At 47.3% G+C, this 17,302-nt stretch carries 19 protein-coding genes; 1 reads left to right on the top strand and 18 read right to left on the bottom strand.

Annotated elements, in window-relative coordinates:
* Window positions 1-25: 25 nt before the first annotated feature.
* From glmU to ubiG, 17 genes are all read right to left on the bottom strand, one after another.
* Window positions 26-1,390, bottom strand: a complete 1,365-nt coding sequence (gene glmU / locus NY07_RS08785; RefSeq protein WP_033538993.1) for a bifunctional UDP-N-acetylglucosamine diphosphorylase/glucosamine-1-phosphate N-acetyltransferase GlmU — start codon at window positions 1,388-1,390, stop codon at window positions 26-28.
* 111 nt (window positions 1,391-1,501) lie between these two features.
* A complete protein-coding gene (locus NY07_RS08780; protein WP_033538965.1) occupies window positions 1,502-1,855 on the bottom strand; it encodes a DsrE/DsrF/TusD sulfur relay family protein in 354 nt (117 codons plus the stop codon).
* A 167-nt stretch (window positions 1,856-2,022) separates the two neighbouring features.
* The gene (locus NY07_RS08775; RefSeq protein WP_011867635.1) at window positions 2,023-2,451 is read right to left on the bottom strand and encodes a F0F1 ATP synthase subunit epsilon; all 429 of its coding nucleotides are present in this window, start codon (window positions 2,449-2,451) and stop codon (window positions 2,023-2,025) included.
* A 34-nt stretch (window positions 2,452-2,485) separates the two neighbouring features.
* Window positions 2,486-3,862 (bottom strand): F0F1 ATP synthase subunit beta, encoded by a 1,377-nt coding sequence (gene atpD, locus NY07_RS08770; protein ID WP_033538964.1) that lies wholly within the window; start codon window positions 3,860-3,862, stop codon window positions 2,486-2,488.
* A gap of 35 nt (window positions 3,863-3,897) precedes the next feature.
* Window positions 3,898-4,758 (bottom strand): F0F1 ATP synthase subunit gamma, encoded by an 861-nt coding sequence (gene atpG / locus NY07_RS08765; RefSeq protein WP_033538963.1) that lies wholly within the window; start codon window positions 4,756-4,758, stop codon window positions 3,898-3,900.
* 49 nt (window positions 4,759-4,807) lie between these two features.
* A complete protein-coding gene (atpA, locus tag NY07_RS08760) occupies window positions 4,808-6,349 on the bottom strand; it encodes a F0F1 ATP synthase subunit alpha (RefSeq protein WP_033538962.1) in 1,542 nt (513 codons plus the stop codon).
* Between the two features lie 14 nt (window positions 6,350-6,363).
* Window positions 6,364-6,897, bottom strand: coding sequence for a F0F1 ATP synthase subunit delta (atpH, locus tag NY07_RS08755; RefSeq protein WP_033538961.1), 534 nt, complete (start codon window positions 6,895-6,897; stop codon window positions 6,364-6,366).
* 14 nt (window positions 6,898-6,911) lie between these two features.
* Complete coding sequence (atpF, locus tag NY07_RS08750) at window positions 6,912-7,382, bottom strand: F0F1 ATP synthase subunit B (RefSeq protein WP_033538960.1); 471 nt, start codon at window positions 7,380-7,382, stop codon at window positions 6,912-6,914.
* Window positions 7,383-7,419: 37 nt separating this feature from the next.
* The gene (gene atpE / locus NY07_RS08745; RefSeq protein ID WP_011639455.1) at window positions 7,420-7,671 is read right to left on the bottom strand and encodes a F0F1 ATP synthase subunit C; all 252 of its coding nucleotides are present in this window, start codon (window positions 7,669-7,671) and stop codon (window positions 7,420-7,422) included.
* A 70-nt stretch (window positions 7,672-7,741) separates the two neighbouring features.
* Window positions 7,742-8,536: a F0F1 ATP synthase subunit A gene (atpB, locus tag NY07_RS08740; RefSeq protein WP_033538959.1), complete on the bottom strand. Its 795-nt coding sequence runs from the start codon at window positions 8,534-8,536 to the stop codon at window positions 7,742-7,744.
* A 12-nt stretch (window positions 8,537-8,548) separates the two neighbouring features.
* Window positions 8,549-8,932, bottom strand: a complete 384-nt coding sequence (locus tag NY07_RS08735; protein WP_033538958.1) for an ATP synthase subunit I — start codon at window positions 8,930-8,932, stop codon at window positions 8,549-8,551.
* Between the two features lie 224 nt (window positions 8,933-9,156).
* Window positions 9,157-10,035: a ParB/RepB/Spo0J family partition protein gene (locus NY07_RS08730; RefSeq protein ID WP_033538957.1), complete on the bottom strand. Its 879-nt coding sequence runs from the start codon at window positions 10,033-10,035 to the stop codon at window positions 9,157-9,159.
* Window positions 10,036-10,045: 10 nt separating this feature from the next.
* A complete protein-coding gene (locus NY07_RS08725) occupies window positions 10,046-10,834 on the bottom strand; it encodes a ParA family protein (RefSeq protein ID WP_033538992.1) in 789 nt (262 codons plus the stop codon).
* A gap of 97 nt (window positions 10,835-10,931) precedes the next feature.
* Window positions 10,932-11,555, bottom strand: a complete 624-nt coding sequence (rsmG, locus tag NY07_RS08720) for a 16S rRNA (guanine(527)-N(7))-methyltransferase RsmG (RefSeq protein ID WP_033538956.1) — start codon at window positions 11,553-11,555, stop codon at window positions 10,932-10,934.
* A 103-nt stretch (window positions 11,556-11,658) separates the two neighbouring features.
* The gene (mnmG, locus tag NY07_RS08715) at window positions 11,659-13,548 is read right to left on the bottom strand and encodes a tRNA uridine-5-carboxymethylaminomethyl(34) synthesis enzyme MnmG (protein WP_033538955.1); all 1,890 of its coding nucleotides are present in this window, start codon (window positions 13,546-13,548) and stop codon (window positions 11,659-11,661) included.
* Between the two features lie 478 nt (window positions 13,549-14,026).
* Complete coding sequence (mioC, locus tag NY07_RS08710; protein WP_033538954.1) at window positions 14,027-14,467, bottom strand: FMN-binding protein MioC; 441 nt, start codon at window positions 14,465-14,467, stop codon at window positions 14,027-14,029.
* A 161-nt stretch (window positions 14,468-14,628) separates the two neighbouring features.
* Window positions 14,629-15,387, bottom strand: a complete 759-nt coding sequence (gene ubiG / locus NY07_RS08705; RefSeq protein WP_033538953.1) for a bifunctional 2-polyprenyl-6-hydroxyphenol methylase/3-demethylubiquinol 3-O-methyltransferase UbiG — start codon at window positions 15,385-15,387, stop codon at window positions 14,629-14,631.
* A 187-nt stretch (window positions 15,388-15,574) separates the two neighbouring features.
* Here ubiG and NY07_RS08700 point away from each other — a divergent pair, with 187 nt between their 5' ends.
* Window positions 15,575-16,546: a nucleoside hydrolase gene (locus NY07_RS08700; RefSeq protein ID WP_140946956.1), complete on the top strand. Its 972-nt coding sequence runs from the start codon at window positions 15,575-15,577 to the stop codon at window positions 16,544-16,546.
* A 23-nt stretch (window positions 16,547-16,569) separates the two neighbouring features.
* Here NY07_RS08700 and NY07_RS08695 read toward each other — a convergent pair whose 3' ends face one another.
* Window positions 16,570-17,211, bottom strand: a complete 642-nt coding sequence (locus NY07_RS08695) for a LysE family translocator (protein WP_181404197.1) — start codon at window positions 17,209-17,211, stop codon at window positions 16,570-16,572.
* Between the last annotated feature and the right edge of the window lie 91 nt (window positions 17,212-17,302).

Genomic DNA, 17,302 nt, shown 5'->3' with positions numbered 1-17,302 from the left:
GGTCGCTTCTTCTACAACTGTAAGCTTATTTCTTCTTTTTCACCGGACGTGTCCAGCCTGTCAGATGGCGCTGTTTCACTCGGGTGATCACCAGCTCATCGGCCGCCACATCACGAGTAATGGTCGAGCCAGCCCCCAAAGTAGCACCCTTACCAATAGTCACTGGCGCCACTAACTGAGTATCGCTACCCACAAACACGTCGTCTTCAATAATGGTCAGATGCTTGTTAGCACCATCATAGTTACAGGTGATGGTGCCGGCTCCGATATTCACACCAGCCCCTACCTGAGCGTCGCCAATATAGGCTAAATGGCCCGCCTTAGAGCCTTCACCCAGCACCGCCTTTTTCATCTCGACGAAGTTACCGATATGGGCATCGCGCTTGAGCTCCGCGCCGGGGCGTAAACGAGCGAATGGCCCTGCGCTGGCAGCTTCACCGACAATGGCATTTTCAATAATAGAGTAAGGTTTGATCTCGGCATTATCGCCAATCTCACAATCGATCAGGATAGCACCAGCACCAATAGTGACATTGTTGCCAATAGTAACCTTACCCTGGAATATCACATTCACATCTATCATCACGTCCATACCGACAGTGACCTCGCCACGCACATCGATACGAGCTGGATCACGCAGGTTAGCCCCATCAAGCATCAGCTTTTCCGCTGCGCGCGCCTGATAGGCACGCTCTAGCTGAGCCAGTTGAACACGATTGTTAGCGCCTTCCACCTCAATAGCAGATTCAGGCTGCGCCGTGGTGATGCTCACACCGTCTCGATGAGCCATGGCTACGATATCGGTGAGATAGTATTCCCCTTGGGCATTGTCCGATGACAACTGACCCAACCAGGCTTTAAGCTGTTTACCTGGCGCAGCCATAATGCCGGTATTGATCTCGTTGATCTTAAGCTGCTCAGCATTAGCATCCTTCTGCTCGACAATACCCACAACCTGTCCCGCTTCACGTACGATGCGGCCATAGCCAGTAGGATCAGGTAGATTAACGGTAAGAATAGCCAGGCCGTTGTCATCGCGCGCCGCCAACAGGGCTTCCAAGGTTGATGCCTGGATCAGTGGTACATCACCGTAAAGGATCAACACGGTATCATCATCGCCAATATTGTCATTGGCCTGCGCCACGGCGTGACCCGTACCCAACTGCTCAGCTTGCAGCACCCAGTTTAATGCCTGCTCACCCAGGCTGGCCTTAAGCTTGTCGGCGCCATAACCATAAACCAGCTGAATCGTGTCACTTCCTACCTGATGCGCGGTATCTATCACATGCTGAACCATGCTCTTATGGGCGATGGGGTGGAGAACTTTAGGAAGATCTGAACGCATGCGGGTTCCTTTGCCTGCGGCCAAAATAACGACATTCAGTGCCATGAAGATATCCTTGGGTAATTGCTGGTGGTATTTGGTTAAGCTCAAATTGAGTCGGCTGATTTTAATAGATCGCGCCGCCAAAAGCGACACACTGTGGCTTCTTTAACCCAGTTAGAAGGTGATCACCTTGTCAGATTCGAGCAGCCACAGTGCCAGGTCGTCCATGGTAGCCTTAACACATCCCTCGATCACATCAAGTTCAATAAGACCGCGAGCCTGCACACAAGAAGTGCAATACTTAATCTCAGCCCCCTGCGCCAGAATAATCTCCAGCATCTGTTGTAGGTTGTAACCTTCGCCCGGTTGCTGCTTAGGTAACACGGCTGTCACAGCATCGGACAATAGAAACAATTTTACCTTGGGGGCTGTAGCCTGTTCATTTAACTGTATTGCCAAACGTAAGGCATTAAAGAGTTTCTCAGACCCGTAAGGCGCGTCATTGATGACGATTAAGACTTGTTGCATGGAATCATCTCTCACTAAAAACAGGAGCATAAGCCTATCATTGCCATTAAGGCGAAACGTCTGACTCGATCACGTAAAAGGAGTCAACAGGGGATTCATAGATGGGAAAAAGATACAAAAAAGGCGGTCACCTCTCGGTTTCCGCCTTTTATCATCAAACAATAACCTTATCTGGCAATGTTCTTCTTGATGGTCTCTACAACGCGCAATTGAGCGATAGCCTGAGCTAATTCAATCGCTGCAGCGGCATAGTTAAAGTCTGCGCCAGCGTTAGCCATATGGGCTTCTGCACGACGCTTGGCTTCTACGGCTGCCTGCTCATCAATCTCTTCGGCACGCAATACTACGTCAGCCAATACTGATACTGAGAAAGGTTGCACTTCCAGGATACCACCCGAAAGGTAAAACACTTCCTCTTTACCATCTTGTTTGACGATGCGCGCCATGCCAGGTTTGATATGGGTAAGCAAAGGAGCATGACCAGGCATAACACCTAAGTCACCCTCAGCACCTGAGACTTGTAGGTGTGCTACCAGACCCGAAAAGATGCTACTTTCTGCGCTTACAATATCAAGTTGTACTGTCATGGCTGCCATCCGTTCTCCTTAAAATACCAAGCCTAAGGCTCGATTATTTTTTGTTAGCTCGCTCGATAACTTCGTCGATTGAACCTGCCATGTAGAACGCTTGCTCTGGGATGTGGTCGAACTCACCATCCAAAAGTCCCTTAAAGCCACGGATAGTGTCTTTTAGAGATACGTACTTACCTGGAGAACCGGTGAATACTTCTGCTACGAAGAATGGCTGAGAAAGATATTTTTCAATCTTACGCGCACGGGCAACAGTCGTCTTATCTTCATCAGATAGTTCGTCCATACCCAGAATCGCGATGATATCTTTCAGCTCTTTATAGCGCTGTAGTACGTTCTGTACACCACTAGCTACGTCATAGTGCTCTTGGCCAACAACCTGTGGATCTAGCTGACGTGAAGTCGAATCCAGTGGGTCAACCGCTGGGTAAATACCCAGAGAAGCAATGTTACGTGACAATACAACAGTCGCATCCAAGTGAGCGAAGGTTGTTGCTGGTGACGGATCCGTCAAGTCATCCGCAGGTACGTATACCGCTTGAACAGAGGTAATAGACCCTGTCTTAGTCGAAGTAATACGCTCCTGAAGAACACCCATCTCTTCAGCCAGTGTTGGCTGGTAACCTACCGCTGATGGCATACGGCCTAGCAGTGCAGATACTTCGGTACCCGCCAAGGTGTAACGATAGATGTTATCGACGAACAATAGTACGTCTTTACCTTCATCACGGAACTTCTCAGCCATAGTCAGACCGGTCAGTGCTACGCGAAGACGGTTTCCTGGAGGCTCGTTCATCTGACCATAAACCATGGCCACTTTGTCGAGTACGCCAGATTCTTCCATCTCGTAGTAGAAGTCGTTACCCTCACGAGTACGCTCACCTACACCGGCGAATACTGACAAACCAGAGTGTGCTTTAGCGATGTTGTTGATCAGTTCCATCATGTTAACTGTCTTACCAACACCCGCACCACCAAACAGACCTACTTTACCACCCTTAGCGAATGGACATACAAGGTCGATAACCTTGATACCAGTCTCTAACAGTTCAGTCGTGTTTGATTGATCTTCATATGAAGGAGCTTCACGGTGAATCACATAACGCTCATCTTCACCGATAGGACCCGCTTCATCAACTGGCTGACCTAGTACGTTCATGATACGGCCAAGAGTTGCACTCCCAACCGGAACAGTAATAGGTGAACCTGTGTTTACTACCTCGATACCACGACGCAGACCATCTGAAGAACCCATAGCGATGGTACGAACTACACCACCACCAAGCTGCTGCTGAACTTCCAGCACCAAGCCTTCACTTTTGATCTCTAGAGCGTCATAGACCTGAGGTACGGCATCATGTGGAAACTCAACGTCCACAACCGCGCCAATTACTTGGACAACAGTACCTGTGCTCATGATTAATCCTCTAAAACTTGTATTCGTTACCCAGCCTAAACCGCAGCGGCACCAGAAACAATTTCCGACAGTTCCTGCGTAATCGCAGCCTGACGGGCCTTGTTGTAGACCAACTGCAAGTCATCGATAAGTTCACCAGCGTTGTCTGTCGCAGCTTTCATCGCAACCATACGGGCTGCTTGTTCAGATGCGATGTTTTCAACAACACCTTGATACACTTGAGACTCCACATAACGAACCAATAAGGTGTCCAAAAGTTCTTTTGGATCTGGCTCGTATAGGTAGTCCCAGTGATGAGCAATCTCATCATCTTTTGACTTAGGCAAAGGTAGCAGCTGTTCGATCACAGGCGTCTGGCTCATGGTATTTACAAACTTGTTGAATACCACATACAGACGGTCTAGCGTGCCTTCGTTGTAAGCTTGTAGCATTACGCGTACTGTTCCGATCAGGTCGGCGAGTTTTGGTGTATCGCCTAATCCTGAAGCATGAGCAGACACTTTTCCGCCAAAGCTGTTGAAGAATTGTACGCTGCGTGCGCCAATTGGGCAGAATTCAACTTCCGCTCCGGCTTCACGCTGCTTCTTCACGTCCGCGACAACCTTTTTGAATAGGTTGACGTTAAGACCACCACAAAGACCACGGTCGGTTGACACAACAATGTAACCAACTCGCTTGGCTTCTCTCACTTCCAAATATGGATGCTTATATTCGAGAGAACCCTGCGCCACGTGACCGATCACCTTACGCATATTTTCCGCGTATGGACGGCTCGCTGCCATGCGATCCTGCGCCTTGCGCATTTTGCTGGCTGCAACCATTTCCATTGCGGATGTGATCTTCTGAGTGTTCTGAACACTCGCGATCTTGGTTTTAATCTCTTTAGCGCCGGCCATCTTTACTCTCCAATCTGGACCTGAGGTGCCTTAAGACACCTCTGTGTCTTTACCAGGTTTGGGTTTCTACGAACTTGTCGAGGCCAGCCTTCAAACCACCTTCGATGTCGGCATTGTAGTCGCCAGTCTCGTTGATAGTCTTCATTAGGTCAGCATGCTCGCTGTTCATGTAAGAGAGCAAAGAAGCTTCGAAATCACCGATCTTGTTCAGCTCAACGCCTTTTAGGTAACCTTTTTCAGCTGCGAAAATAGACACAGACTGGTCGGCTACGCTCATTGGCGCGTATTGCTTTTGCTTCATGAGTTCGGTAACACGCTCACCATGCTCAAGCTGAGCACGTGTTGCATCGTCAAGATCTGATGCAAACTGAGAGAACGCTGCAAGCTCTCGATACTGTGCAAGTGCAGTACGGATACCGCCAGACAGTTTCTTGATGATCTTAGTCTGAGCCGCACCACCAACACGAGAAACCGAAATACCTGGGTTAACAGCAGGACGTAGGCCTGAGTTAAATAGGTCAGTTTCAAGGAAGATCTGACCATCGGTAATCGAAATTACGTTGGTCGGTACGAATGCAGAAACGTCACCCGCTTGAGTTTCAATAATAGGCAGTGCAGTTAGAGAGCCAGTTGTGCCCTTAACTTCGCCATTAGTGAACTTCTCAACGTACTCAGCGTTAACGCGTGAAGCACGTTCAAGTAGACGAGAGTGAAGATAGAAAACATCACCAGGGTATGCTTCACGTCCAGGAGGACGCTTAAGTAGCAATGAGATCTGACGGTAAGCAACAGCTTGCTTAGACAGGTCATCATAGACGATCAGTGCGTCTTCACCGCGGTCACGGAAGTATTCACCCATTGAGCAACCAGAGTATGGTGCCAGGTATTGCAGTGCAGCAGCTTCAGAAGCGGTTGCAACAACAACGACTGTGTTCGCGAGTGCGCCGTGTTCTTCAAGTTTACGTACCACGTTAGCGATGGTAGAAGCCTTCTGGCCTACCGCTACGTATACACACTTAATGCCTGAATCTTTTTGGTTGATGATGGCATCGATTGCCAGGGCTGTTTTACCAGTCTGACGGTCACCGATGACTAGCTCACGCTGACCACGACCGATTGGGATCATAGAGTCAACGGCTTTATAACCAGTTTGTACTGGCTGATCAACCGACTTACGTTCGATAACGCCTGGTGCGATCACTTCAACAGGAGAGAAACCATCGTTGTCGATAGGTCCTTTACCGTCGATTGGTTGGCCCAGAGTGTTAACTACGCGGCCTAATAGACCACGGCCAACAGGCACTTCCAAGATACGACCAGTTGTCTTTACTTTTTGACCTTCTGCCAGATCGGCATAAGGACCCATAACTACGGCACCTACAGAATCACGTTCTAAGTTCAACGCGATTGCATAACGGTTACCAGGCAGTTCGATCATCTCACCTTGCATTACATCGGCAAGGCCGTGAACGCGAATAATGCCGTCGCTCACTGCAACGATTGTACCTTCGTTGCGAGCTTCACTAACGACTTCGAACTGCTCGATCCGCTGTTTAATCAGATCGCTGATTTCAGTGGAATTCAGTTGCATGCTCAAACTCCCAATTACGACTGCAGCTTATCAGACAGACGGTTTAGTTTACCGCTGACCGAGCCATCAATGACTAGGTCGCCTGCCGTGATGATTAAACCAGCCACCAGGCTGGCATCTACGCTGCAATTCAGCTTAACTTTGCGTGTGAGACGTTTCTCTAGAGAAGCACTAATTTGCTGCTGTTGCTCTTCGCTAAGCTCAGTGGCAGAAACAACATTTGCTTCAACCTCTTTCGCCCACTCGTTGCTGAACTCATGAAATAGTTCATATACAGCAGGAAGTACTTCCAAACGACCGTTTTCAGCCATTACCTTTATCAGATTTTGACCTTGCTCATTGACTTGCTCACCACACACCTTAATAAAAAGGTCGGCGAGCTGATTGCTGGCAAGTGCACCAGACAGCAGCGGCTTCATCGTCTCGTTTTCACTGACTTGAGCGGCAAAGCTAAGCATTTCGGCCCAGCTTTCTACTGCATTTTTTTCAATAGCAAAGTCAAATGCTGCCTTTGCGTAAGGGCGAGCGATGGTGCTTATTTCAGCCATAACTCACTCCCTTATCAAAGTTCAGCAACTAGTTTATTAACTATGTCACTGTGGGCGGCTTCATCAATCGAACGCTCAAGGATCTTCTCTGCACCAGCGATGGCCAGAGCAGCAACTTGCTTACGCAAGTCCTCTTTCACGCGATTACGTTCAGCTTCAATTTCTGCTTTACCCTGAGCGATGATTTTCGCACGCTCAGCGTCTGCTTCGGCTTTGGCCTCATCGACAATCTGAGCTTTACGCTTGTTAGCTTGCTCAATGATTTCGTTAGCAGTTGCCTTAGCTTCTTTTAGTTGGTCGGTAGCTTTCGCTTGAGCCAACTCAAGGTCTTTTACAGCACGATCAGCATCAGCTAGACCGTCGGCGATCCTTTTTTGGCGCTCTTCGATGGCATTCATCAAAGGGGGCCAAACAAACTTCATGCAGAACCACACGAAGATAATAAAGGCAACCGTCTGACCGATTAGGGTAGCGTTGATATTCACAACAGCCTCCTATTTAGATTAAAGACAGAAGCGTTGATTACAGCATTGCACCCAGTGGGTTAGTAAACAGCATAAATAGTGCAATACCTACACCGATCATGGTTACCGCATCCAATAGACCAGCAACAATGAACATCTTAACTTGTAGCATAGGAGCCATTTCTGGTTGACGCGCAGCGCCTTCCAAGAACTTGCCACCTAGTAGGCCGAAACCGATAGCGGTACCTAGAGCACCCATACCAATCAGTAGAGCAACAGCGATAGCTGTCATGCCTAATACAGTTTCCATCTCTATCTCCAATATTCTAAATCTTTAGTTAGTTTGTGATTTAGCTTAAAAAAAATTTCTTCAGCAACCCTTAATGATCTTCATGTGCCATGCTGAGATACACGATCGTCAACATCATGAAGATAAACGCCTGTAGAGTGATAACCAAAATATGGAAGATTAACCAACCTAGTTGTAGAGTCACACCTAGGGCAGATAACGCCATGTTAGCACCATACATCAGCGCAATAAGGATGAAGATCAACTCACCTGCGTACAAGTTACCGAACAGACGCAATGCCAATGAAATAGGCTTAGCAATCAGAGTAACCGACTCTAATAGGAGGTTGACGGGTATCATTGCCTTATGGTTAAAAGGCTGTAATGTCAGTTCTTTAACAAAACCTGAAACGCCCTTGACTTTGATGCTGTAGTAAATAATCAGCACAAACACACCAATAGCTAAGCTGAAGGTGATGTTTAGGTCAGTCGTTGGAACCACTTTCATGTATGGGATACCAGCAGCCATCGCTAGTTCAGGAATCCAGTCAACTGGAACCATATCCATGAAGTTCATCATGAATACCCAAACAAAAATAGTTAATGCCAACGGAGCAATAACAGGATTGCGGCCATGGAAGGTTTCTTTCACGCTAGAATCAACAAATTCAACAATCATCTCGATAAAGCACTGAAGCTTACCGGGAACTCCTGTCGTTGCTTTCTTGCCAACGCTGCGGAATAGCCACAAGAATAGAACACCAAGCCCAACCGAAAAGAACAACGAATCAATGTGCCATGTCCAGAAGCCTTCACCAACACTTAAGTTGGTAAGGTGGTGCTGGATATAGCCCTGCGGTGTTAACGCTTCACCAGTTGCAGCCATGATTCATCCCACTTAACTTTGCTTGAAGTATAAAGGAGCTGTCCAATGCACTATTAGCGCCGAGATATAGCAAACAAAAAGCGGCATAAAGACCACTTGAAGATTGATAAATACCAGCGAAAACATTGCTATGGTTAACAGCAACTTTACCGCTTCCCCCCAGTAAAAGGTTTTCATAACCTTTCCTGCTGAACTTGCTCCCGTGTGGGAAAAAGCGAGGGTCGCGAATACAAAATTAGGGAGTACAGCAATTGCACCACCTGCTAAAGCAGATAATCCATACTGAGCTCCCCACACGGCGAAAAAGACAATTGAAACACCCCCAGCCACCGCCGCCTGCGCCAACACCAATTTATAGGCAGACCACCGGCCACGACGTGCTAAAACCTTGCTCAATTCATCTTCTCCGCATTCATACTTTTTGTTTCTGTGACCAGATTAGAATTTATTAGGCCATCTAGAGGTACAAAAAGCTTGCGAAAGTATACCTTTTCGCACATTCAAAGCAAGTTCAAGGTAAGTAAAAAAGGGGACTTTTAACGTGATCTACGCCAAAAGTCTAAAAGTAGAAGATTAACAGATGTCACAAAGTTACATAATATTGCGTTAACTTAGGAAAATTATCGGATTTTCTCAATAATTCCATCTAATTCTGCCAAATTTTGATAGTTAATTACCATTTTGCCCTTGCCTTTTTTGTTGTGGCTAATGGAAACTTTAGCCCCCAATTTTTCAATTAATTGGCTCTCTAAACGGGCGACATCCTGATCTTTTGCGGGTTTATCGACAATTTCAGGTGGATTTAAGGTTTTATTAACTAATCGTTCAGTTTCACGAACAGTTAGTTCTTTAGCACTGACCGTTCTGGCCAGATTAGTTTGCTCATCCCCTGATAGGGCAAGCAAGGCTCGAGCATGACCCATATCGATATCGCCATACTCCAACATACGTTTTACAGGCTCTTCTAATCCGTTCAAACGTAAAAGATTTGATACAGTTGTACGCGACTTACCTACAGCATCAGCCGTTTGTTGATGGGTCAGATCAAACTCTTCGATCAGACGGTTCAAGGCGATGGCTTCTTCCATGGCGTTAAGATCTTCGCGCTGAATGTTCTCGATCAAGGCAATAACACCGGCCGCCTCGTCTGGCACCTGTTTGACGATACATGGCACCTTGTCGAGTTTAGCCAATTGAGATGCTCTCCAGCGACGCTCACCGGCGATGATCTCATAACCTTTATCTGACACCTTACGTACTACGATAGGCTGAATGATACCCTGGGCTTTTACCGACTCAGCCAGCTCTTCTAACGCCTCAGGTGACATATCCTTACGCGGTTGGTACTTACCCGGCTGCAGCAGATCCAGCGCAATCATCTTGAGTTCTTCATTGGTGCTCAGGCTCGACTCTTCATTGTGCCCTTGCTTAGCTGCCGCATGGCTAGTGCTTAACAGTGCGTCTAATCCTTTGCCTAGACCACGTTTCTTGGGTGTCATCTGTTTTTCCTTAAGCTTGCTCTAACTGAGAATGTTGCTCTGCACGTCTAATGATCTCACCAGCTAAAGCAAGATAAGCCTTGGCGCCGGCGCTGGACTTATCATAATACATGGCCGGTGCACCAAAACTTGGCGCTTCAGCTAGTCTCACATTGCGAGGGATAACGGTGCGATATACTTTATCGCCAAAATGCTGTTTAAGTTGATCTGATACATCGTTGGCCAATCGATTGCGGGGATCGTACATAGTACGCAAGATCCCTTCGATCGCTAATCCAGGATTGACCATGGCGGCCAACTTGCTGATGGTATCCATCAGGGCAGTGAGTCCCTCTAGGGCGTAATACTCACATTGCATTGGCACCAAGACAGAATCGGCTGCCGACATGGCATTGACCGTCAACATGTTTAATGAAGGCGGGCAGTCGATAAAGATAAAATCATAATAATCTTTGACGGGAGCCAGGGCATTACGCAGACGGATCTCTCGAGCGAAAAACTCCATCAATTTGATCTCGGCGGCGGTAACGTCACCATTACCGGCAATCAGATCGTATTTGCCTGCTGTGTTGCGATAAACCACTTCCTCGACCGTTTTTTCCTCGACCAAGAGTTCATAGGCGGTATTCTCGACACTATACTTATCGACGCCACTCCCCATAGTCGCATTACCTTGAGGATCGAGATCGATAAGCAACACTTTACGCTTAGTGGCCGCTAATGAAGCCGCTAAGTTCACACAAGTCGTTGTTTTTCCGACGCCACCTTTCTGGTTAGCCACGGCTATCACTTTACCCACAATATCATCCTGTCTATCACGTTCGCCGATTCGATAGTAAAACTCTTTATCAAATTGCTTGAACTGGTTAAATAATGCAACTTTATAACCCTGGGAACTAAGCCGCTTTGACCACCCGCAAGAGGTGGCGCTGTTCATCGAGACGAGGGACGCGTAATTCAATGGTATCGGTCAGGGTAAAACCATCAGGAATACTGGCCATCTCTTCATCGCTCAGCTGCCCCTTTAAGGCATAGAAACACCCTGTCGATTTAGGCAGATGGTGACACCAGTGCAGCATATCCTGGATAGACGCAAAAGCACGACTGAGTACGCCATCAAACTTCTCTTCGGGTTGATAGGCTTCAACACGACTCTCGACCGAACTTATATTACCTATCGCCAGCTCAAATTGAACCTGTTTTTGAAAACGAATACGTTTACCCAAACTGTCGAGCAATACAAATTCTTTGTCTGGGTTCATGATCGCCAGCGGGATCCCAGGTAAACCAGGGCCAGTCCCCACATCGATAAAACGTTCACCCACCAGATAAGGGCTCGCCGCAAGGCTATCCATGATATGGCGAATCAACATCTGCTCAGGATCTCTCACAGATGTCAGGTTATAGGCCTTATTCCATTTGGATAACATGCCAACAAAATCAAGCAATTGCTGTTTCTGTTTCGGCGTTGCCGTCATCTGCATCTCGGCAAGATAGGTTTCTAGTTGGGCTGATAACACTGAAGTATCCTCGATAAACAATGGGATATTATGAAGCCGAGTGACCGGTATGGGAAGGGCTTAGCCTCCCATACCGGTCATCAAAATGATTAATTACGAGATATTACGCGCTTTTTTTGAGCAAACCGCGTTTTTTAAGGTGAACCAACAAAATAGAGATTGCCGCCGGAGTCACCCCAGAGATGCGTGATGCCTGACCGACCGTATCGGGTTTGTGGTCATTAAGCTTAGCAATCACCTCATTAGACAGACCTGGAACCTCTTGATAATCGAGATTCTGAGGAAGCCCAGTCTTTTCATGGCGGATCGCTTTGTCGATCTCATCTTGCTGACGTTGGATATAACCCGAATATTTCACCTGGATCTGCACCTGTTCCGCAGCACGCGGATCTTCAATGGCCGGACCAAACCCTTCGACATTCATTAACTTAGGGTAATCCAGCTCAGGTCTACGCAACAGCTCCTCGAAGGTCGCTTCACGGGTAATAGGCGTCTTTAGATGCGGATTAAGGGCATCGACCAGAGGCGAGTTTGGATGTATCCATTGGCTACGCAGACGCTGCAGCTCAAGTTCAATCGCTTCGCGTTTGGCATTAAACTTCGCCCAGCGATCATCGTCCACCAAACCTAATTCACGTCCCTTCTCGGTGAGACGCAGATCGGCATTATCTTCACGCAGCAACAGGCGGTATTCCGCACGGCTAGTAAACATGCGGTAAGGTTCTTTGGTACCCAGGGTGGATAGATCGTCAACCAATACGCCCAAATATGCCTCGTCACGACGTGGACACCAGGCTTCTTTGCCTTGCACCTGAAGCGAAGCGTTCATACCAGCCAGTAATCCTTGGGCGCCAGCCTCTTCATAACCTGTGGTGCCGTTGATCTGTCCAGCAAAGAACAGGCCTGAAATGGCTTTGGTTTCTAGGGAGTTTTTTAGATCTCTCGGATCGAAGTAATCATATTCGATCGCATAACCAGGACGAATGATCTCGGCGTTTTCCATCCCTTGAATCGATCTCACCAGATTTAGCTGCACATCGAAAGGCAAGCTGGTTGAGATACCATTTGGATAGATTTCATTGGTATTTAAACCTTCGGGTTCGATAAAGATCTGATGAGAATTCTTGTCGGCAAAACGATTGATCTTATCTTCGATAGAAGGGCAGTAACGCGGACCTATACCCTCGATAACACCAGAGTACATAGGGCTTCTGTCTAATCCACCGCGAATAATCTCATGGGTACGCTCATTGGTATGAGTAATGAAACAGGAGATCTGCTTTGGATGATCTTTCACATCACCGATAAATGACATCACAGGCAGAGGATCATCGCCTTTTTGTTCTGTCATCAGGTCAAAATTGATCGTATTAGCATCGATACGCGGTGGAGTACCTGTTTTTAAACGACCAACGCGAATAGGTAATTCACGCAAACGATCTGCTAATGAGATCGATGGCGGATCGCCTGCTCGACCACCGCTGTAATTTTCTAAGCCGATATGAATCTTACCGCTTAAGAAAGTGCCTGCGGTTAACACAATAGCTGGGGCTTCGAAGGCTAATCCCATCTGAGTAACCACACCAATCACACGATCGTTTTCAACAATCAAATCATCAACCGATTGTTGGAAAAGACGTAAATTAGGCTGGTTTTGTAAGATCTGTTGAATCTTAGCCCGGTAAAGTGCGCGATCCGCCTGTGCTCGAGTAGCACGAACCGCAGGGCCTTTGCTTGAATTTAAGGTACGAAATTGAATGCCTGCATGGTCAGTTGCAATGGCCATTGCACCACCCATCGCATCGATCTCTTTGACAAGGTGACCCTTACCAATACCGCCAATCGCAGGGTTACAGGACATTTGTCCTAAGGTATCAATATTATGAGTCAATAATAATGTTTTTGATCCCATCCTAGCAGATGCCAATGCTGCTTCGGTTCCGGCATGTCCACCGCCAACAACAATAACATCAAACCGCTCATGAAAATGCATCAGAATACCTTAAAACCTATATCGAAAATAAAATGACATTGCCCAGTGAAAGGACAGAGTTACTCAAGGAGTAGCCGCATATTTTAGCACCTGGAAAGCCTTTGGTGAAAGATCAATTTAGGCCTTTCGATCGCCAAAGGATCTGCTTAATAGATCTTAAGATCTTTATATAGATCTCTTATTATGTTTACTATTAGGATCGCGATCTTCTGTGGGTAAGTCTATTTATCTATATAAATCAAAAGATAACGGCATCTTGATCCTGTGATCTGATCGCGATCTAACTCGAATAAGCTTGTGGGTAGATCGCCTACTTATCCACAGGCGCGATCTTTGCTGGTTTGGGGTGGTGAATAATACAGAGTTAGATCAGATCTAAATAATACCTTATCCACATATTTATCATTTGAGATCGTAATATGTGGATAAAGTAGATCTAATCTGTGGGTGAGATCTTAGTTATCGAGAGGGGAAGGATCTAAAGTTTGTCTTGCCAGCTGCTTAACCAAGCCTGGGCGGGTTCTTCAGGGATGGGATCGTATTGCACATCGATCTGGATCTTATCCACATAGACTTGTGCACCGCAGTTTTCCATTGCTTCGATTAATTTTTCCGGCCCTTGGCAGAAGGTGTCGTAACTTGAGTCACCGATAGCGCACAAGGCGTATTTGGTTCGGCTCAGATCTGGCTTTTCACGTTCAATTTCCTCGAAGAAAGGCTGAATATTTTCCGGTAGATCGCCAGCGCCGTGAGTCGATGAAACGATCAACCATAGACATTTGGGATCTAATACGCTTAATTCTGCGGTGAGATGTACCTGAGTTTCATGGTCAAGATCTTCTAACTGAGCGGCTAATTCATCGGCCACATACTCGGCGCTGCCTAATGTAGTACCGACGATAAGTTCTATTTTTGCCATCTTGCTTCCTAAATTCACGCTGTAAGAGGGAGAGACCAACACCTGTGTAGGCCTCTGAATTCCAATATCATGCAGGCAATCATATGCGAAATATCTGTGTTGGTCTTGTGTGAGGTGCCAATTTAGCGAATGAAGATCGATTTCCGTTTGGCTAGTGGCTGTTAGGTTTTACTGGCGTAAAGCAAATAGTTGACCGAGTGACTCTCGGTGATCCGCCAACGGCGGGTCAATGGATTAAAGCGCATGCCTTCAACACTGATGTTAGATAAACCATGAGGTGTGATCATCTCTACCAGTTCTTGGGGTTTTACGAAGTGATGCCAATCATGTGTACCAATGGGCAGGTAACGCATGACATATTCGGCGCCGATAATGGCTATTACAAAGGCACTTAGGGTGCGGTTCAGCGTTGCCATAATCAGTAATCCACCCGGTGCAAGGAGTCTGCAACAGGTGTCGACCAGTGCCGCCTGATCCTCGACATGTTCGATCACTTCGGTGTTTAAGATCACATCATATAATGCATGCTGCTGCAGATCTTCGGCTAAACAATGACGATAGTCGATGGGAAGTGACCAGCTCTCGGCATGTCGGCGGGCTAGGGTGATATTGTGTTCGCTGGCATCTATGCCGACGACTTGTGCGCCTTGGCTTGCTAAAGGTTCACACAAGAGTCCTACCCCACAGCCTATATCTAGTATCTTGAGATCTTCGAAGGGAACATCCTGATTTAGGTCCCGGTTAAAATGGCTGGCGATCGCTTTTTCTATGGCGAGTAGACGGGTTTGGTTGAAACTGAGCACGTGTTTAAACTTGCCGTTGGGATCGCGCCACTCCTTTGCAAGGGCATCGAACTTACCTATCTCGGCCTGGAGATCTATCGCAGTTTTGAAACGGCTCAATCGACTTTTGTCTAGCATTATGGCGTATCTTATAGTTTAAGGTTAAACATCTATACGTTGAGCAATAAGGTTTGGCTCACCTCATATCTTAGCAACTTATTATAGATAAGTAGGGCCTTGCCAGACCTCAAAGCAAGATCACGTTAGTTTGCTGGCGATCGGGTTATGGTTAGCCCACGCTTTTTGTCTGTTCAAGGAAGGGGAATTGATGCAGAAAATTATTTTAGATACGGATCCTGGTATAGATGATGCCATGGCGATCTTATTTGCCGAGGCGCATCCTGACATATCGCTTGAGGCAATCACCTGTGTTTATGGTAACGCCACCATAGAAAATGCTACGGCAAATGCACTGTTTTTAAAGAAAAAGTATTCGCTTAAGGCCGATGTGGTAAAAGGAGCCGAAAAGCCCTTGGTACGTCCACCGGTTGGGCCTACAGTGATCGTTCATGGGGAAACCGGCTTTGGTGACTTTAATGCGCCTCAATCTAATGATTTACAAGCCGATCCCAGACCCGCCTATCAATATATTATCGACAGTGTGAGGGCGCAGCCCGGTGAGATAACTCTAGTGGCAGTTGGGCCGCTAACCAATCTGGCGTTGGCGCTTCAGGCTGCGCCGGATATCGTCGATCTGGTTAAAGAGGTCGTGGTGATGGGCGGGGCCTTTGGCGTTAATGGTCATCGCGGTAATGTAACGCCTTACGCTGAAGCCAACATTCATGATGATCCCCATGCGGCCGATCTGGTGTTTACCGCCAGATGGCCTGTGACCATCATAGGTTTGGATGTAACCCAAGAAAGCTTTTTTACTCGTCAGTATCTCGACGAATTGCGTGATGAAGCGGGCGAGCTCGGGCAATTTATCTGGCAAATTAGCCGCTTTTATCTCGATTTTTACTCACAAAAGCTGGGACTTGAGGGTTGTCATGTGCATGATCCATCTGCCATTGCCTATGTGATCGACAAGAGCCTGTTTAGTCTGAGGGAGGGACCGGTTCGCGTGGTGACAGATGGACCGGCCGAAGGTCATACCTTACAGAAGTTTGATGGGCGTCAGTATCCTCATGATGATTGGCGTGACAAAGCTTCACAGCGTATCGGCGTTGGGGTTGATGATAAGCGTCTATTACGCCTGTATCGTGAGACTTTGGTGGCCTACGGTAATCCGTCTTAAGCTAAAGTGAAGCCTGGACGGAGTTAGCCGATTGTTTGCAGTTGTGAGGCGAGTAACCAGAAGGCCAGGCTTATGAAGATAACGCCCATGAATTTATTCTGATTGACCCTGAATTTTTCATTATTAAGCAGGGATTGACCTAAGCTGCCAACCAAGGCCACCAGCATCAAGTTAAACACTAGGCCCATCAGATTAAGTACTAGCCCTAAGGCGAGCATCTGCTGGGTCGAACTGACGGCTAATTGACTGGAGACAAACTGGGGTAGAAACAGCACGAAAAAGAGTAATGCCTTTGGATTTAATAGGTTACTTACTACTGCACGGCGATAGAGTTGCTTAGCAATTTTGTCTTCTTGAACCAGTTCGGGTGTTTGGGCCGGCGTGGCGCGCAGACAATCCCAGCCCATCTTTAGCAGGTAGAGGCCGCCGACTATCCGTAATAGCTCCAGAGCAAGTGGGGTTACTGCTATCAATGCCGATACCCCGAGCGCCGCCAGCAGGGTTAAGATCAATCCCGAGGTGGCATTGCCAAAGCTGGCGTAGATGCCGACCTTCTTGCCATAACTTAGGCTGGAGCTGGCGATCAATAACATATCGGGGCCAGGAATAAGGAGCAGAGCGATCACTGTGGTGAGGTAAAGCGGAAGAAGCGCCAGATCTATCATGATATTTGCAAAAATTTGGTCGTTTAGGGTCAAACAAGGCGCGGATTGTACAGGGTTAGTAGTAGATTAACAGTGATCTCATAGTTAAAGC

The organism is Shewanella sp. ECSMB14101 (assembly GCF_000773485.1).
GTDB lineage: Bacteria > Pseudomonadota > Gammaproteobacteria > Enterobacterales > Shewanellaceae > Shewanella > Shewanella marisflavi.
This window is presented reverse-complemented; position numbering and strand designations above follow the sequence as displayed.